Origin of the sequence: Novosphingobium sp. AAP93 (assembly GCF_001296055.1) — a bacterium.
Taxonomy (GTDB): domain Bacteria; phylum Pseudomonadota; class Alphaproteobacteria; order Sphingomonadales; family Sphingomonadaceae; genus Novosphingobium.
This window is the reverse complement of the sequence record NZ_LJHZ01000130.1, coordinates 1-2,833: the sequence shown is the minus strand read 5'-3', so window position 1 is coordinate 2,833 and position 2,833 is coordinate 1. Positions and strand designations below refer to the sequence as shown.

4 protein-coding genes and 1 tRNA gene are annotated in these 2,833 nt (G+C 64.9%); all 5 read left to right on the top strand.

The window, feature by feature from the left end; all coding sequences use genetic code 11:
- A partial coding sequence (locus IP83_RS18325; RefSeq protein WP_197274443.1) for a Maf family protein occupies positions 1-196 on the top strand: 196 nt, incomplete at its 5' end.
- On the top strand, positions 189-1,184 hold the full coding sequence (locus IP83_RS18320; protein WP_054123678.1) for a ribonuclease E/G: 996 nt from the start codon (positions 189-191) through the stop codon (positions 1,182-1,184). The genes IP83_RS18325 and IP83_RS18320, both read left to right, overlap by 8 nt.
- The gene (gene yacG, locus IP83_RS19745) at positions 1,181-1,354 is read left to right on the top strand and encodes a DNA gyrase inhibitor YacG (protein ID WP_082364836.1); all 174 of its coding nucleotides are present in this window, start codon (positions 1,181-1,183) and stop codon (positions 1,352-1,354) included. The genes IP83_RS18320 and yacG overlap by 4 nt, the downstream gene beginning before the upstream one ends.
- Positions 1,355-1,460: 106 nt before the next feature.
- Positions 1,461-1,536: transfer RNA gene (locus IP83_RS18315), tRNA-Phe, on the top strand.
- A 171-nt stretch (positions 1,537-1,707) separates the two neighbouring features.
- Positions 1,708-2,793, top strand: a complete 1,086-nt coding sequence (locus IP83_RS18310) for an integrase arm-type DNA-binding domain-containing protein (protein ID WP_082364837.1) — start codon at positions 1,708-1,710, stop codon at positions 2,791-2,793.
- Positions 2,794-2,833: the final 40 nt, after the last annotated feature.

Below are 2,833 nucleotides of genomic sequence, written 5' to 3'. Positions count from 1 at the left end.
CAAGCGGCTCGAGCCCGCCGAGATCGAGGCCTATATCGCCGGGGGCGAGTGGCACGGCAAGGCGGGCGGCTATGCCATCCAGGGCAGCGCGGAAGGCTTCTGCGCGTGGCTGGCCGGGAGCCATTCGGGCGTTGTCGGTCTGCCACTTTACGAGACGCGCCGTCTCCTGCGCGCGGCGGGGCTGGCGATTGCCTGAGTGGCTGATCGAGGCGGGGATCGGCGAGGAACGCGCGATCCTTGTCGAACGGGGCGAGATACTGGCCGCGCGCATCCTTTGGGATGAGCCTTGGCGCGCGGGAGCGGTGGCGGAGGCGCGCCTCGTCAGCCGCATTCCCGGCACGCGCCGCGCCGTGCTGCGCCTGCCCGATGGCAGCGAGGCTTTGGGTGAGGGGTTCGATCCCGCGCTGACCGAAGGGCGCCCGGTCATGGTCCGCGTGACGCGCTCGGTGATTGCCGAGAAGGGCCGCACCAAACTGCCGCAGGTGCGTCCGGCGGCGGGTGAGGCGCCCCGGCCTGCGCCTTCCTTGCTGGAGGAGCTGGATGCCGGACCCCATCCGGTGCGGGACGTGCCGGTGCATGGTCGCGCCTTTGCCGAAGCCGGGTGGGACGATCTCGTCGCCGAGGCGCTGACGGGCGAAGTGGCGTTCGCGGGCGGCAACCTTGTCGTCAGCCCGACTCCGGCAATGACCCTGATCGATATCGACGGCCCGCCGCCGCTTCCCGCGCTGGCGCTGGCCGCGGTGCCGGCGATTGCCGCGGCGCTGCTGCGCTTCGATATCGGCGGGTCGGTGGGCATCGATTTCCCCTCGCTTGCGGAAAAGGCGCAACGCCGCGCGGTCGATGAGGCGCTGGTCGCTGCGCTGGAGGCCGCAGGCTGGCAGGGCGAGCGCACCGGGATGAATGGTTTCGGCTTCGTCCAGCTGGTTGCGCGGCTAGAGCGACCCTCGCTGGTCGCGCGTTTTGCCAGAGCGCCCGCCGCCGCCGCCGTGCGCCGATTGCTGCGGCAGGCCGAGCGCGTTGCCGAGCCCGGTACCCTGCTGCTCACCGCGCACCCCGCCGTGCGCCGCGCGATGCTGGCGGAATGGGAAGCCGAACTCGCCCGCCGCACCGGTCGCCGTCTGCAGTGGCATGAAGACGCGGCTCTTGCGCCCGCCGCCACCTTCGCGCAGGCAGTTGGCGCATGACGACACCCGCCGCTCCCATTCGCCGCTGCCCGATCTGCCGCAAGCCGCGCAGCGCCGAATACGCCCCGTTCTGCTCTACCCGCTGCCGCGACCGCGATCTCGTCAATTGGCTGGAGGAAGGCTACACTCTACCCGGCCCGGTGCAGGATCCCGAGGGCGATGTAGACTGAGGCAAGATGGCGCGATTTCGTCATCAAGGGGCTGGACAAGCCGCCACGCCTTCGCCATAGGCGCGCTTCCAACGCGCTGAGGCCCCTCGCCGGCCCTGCGAACAATGCCCGGGTAGCTCAGTTGGTAGAGCACGTGACTGAAAATCACGGTGTCGGCGGTTCGACTCCGTCCCCGGGCACCATTTGCCCTTCCTGAAGCCTCCGCAAAGCTCCACAGACGTCCAAGAAATGGCGGATTTCTGCCATTCTTCCAAGGCGCGCGTCCGGGTTTGATCCGGCTCATCCGGTTGCAGCCGAGGGCTTTCTCGATAAACTTGATGGTATCGGCTCCACAGCAACCTCCCGGTACCATCATGCCCCTCACTTTCACCGCAATTAATGCAGCAAAACCAAAGGATAAGCCCTACAAATTGGCCGACGAACGCGGTTTGTATCTGATGGTTATGCCCACAGGTGGCCGCCTTTGGCGAATGAACTATCGCTTTGATAGAAAACAGAAAACACTTTCTTTCGGGAAATTCCCCGATCTGTCTCTCGCAAAGGCCCGCGAGGTCCGCGATATCGCCCGCGAAGCCCTTGCGCTGGGACTGGATCCTGCAGAGGAGCGGAAGGCGAGAGAGCGCGAAGCCAGGATCAGACGGTCCGAGACGTTCAAGGTCATTAGCGATGAATGGCTGGATCGGCTGACACTTGAGGGCAGGGCCACCAAAACCCTCGCAAAGCTGCGCTGGATGATCGACATTGCGACACCTTTGCTCGGTAATCGCCCCATCGCCGACATAACTGTTCCCGAGCTGCTGCAGGTCCTCCGATCCGTCGAAGCGCGAGGGCGATACGAAACAGCGACTCGCCTGCGCAGCACATTCGGGACCATCTTCCGCTACGCCATCGCAACCGGGCGCGCACAGAGGGACATCTCCGCTGACCTGCGCGGCGCCTTGATCACTCCCAAGGTGAAACACCGTGCAGCCATACTCGAGCCGGCAGCCCTTGGCGGACTTCTTCGCGCAATCGACACCTACGATGGACAGCCGACCGTGCGGATCGCGCTACAACTGGCCCCGCACCTTTTCGTGCGGCCAGGTGAGCTGCGGATGGCCGAGTGGACCGAGTTCGATCTTGAAGCCAGGCTTTGGGTGATCCCAGTGGCAAAGACGAAGATGCGACGCCCCCATAAGGTCCATCTGACCGACGAGGTTCTAGCACTGCTCAAGAAGCTGCGACGCATGTCGGGCGACGGCATTTACCTCTTCCCTAGCGTCCGCACCCCCAAGCGACCCATCACCGACAATACTCTGAACGCTGCACTGCGCCGACTTGGCTACACCTCAGAGGAGATGACTGCCCACGGCTTTCGCGCAACAGCAAGCACGCTCCTCAACGAATCACGCAAATGGCATCCTGATGCGATCGAACGTCAGCTTGTTGATTGCCACTGAGAAGTGACCCGGGAGGGGCCGTAATTTCCACTGAGATTTG